The 366-nt window shown below is 39.6% G+C and carries 1 pseudogene; it reads left to right on the forward strand.

The annotated features are described in order from the left end of the window. Positions 1-183: 183 nt before the first annotated feature. Positions 184-366, forward strand: a pseudogene (locus BFP75_RS10420) (transposase); the annotation flags it as partial.

Raw genomic sequence — 366 nt, forward strand, 5'->3', positions numbered from 1 at the left:
GATGCCGCGTTTTTGGAGTGCCTTCAAAAAACCGTTGAGCTCGTCACCGGTCTTGAACTGTTTAAAAAAATTGTCGTCGAATAATTCCTCGTTCTTCATAATGGTGTGAAAATTTAAAGTTAAAAAAATAGCGGGGGCATGCCCCCGCTATTTTTTTATTTACACACTTTATGAGATAGTCCCCGTGAGTCAGGAAGCAGCGTAAGAGGTCGTGCACGAATAAGTAAGGTCGGTAATAGAAAGCTTCGTAATCTATTGTTTCTATGTTCTTTTAATGCTTGTAAACACAACAAGGCTTGTCAGGAAGTTTATGAGCGAATCGTGAACAAAGGAAAGAGTAAGAAACTAGCATTGATAGCAGTTGCT

Origin of the sequence: Maribacter sp. 4G9 (assembly GCF_002742265.1) — a bacterium.
In the GTDB taxonomy this organism is placed as follows: Bacteria; Bacteroidota; Bacteroidia; order Flavobacteriales; family Flavobacteriaceae; genus Maribacter.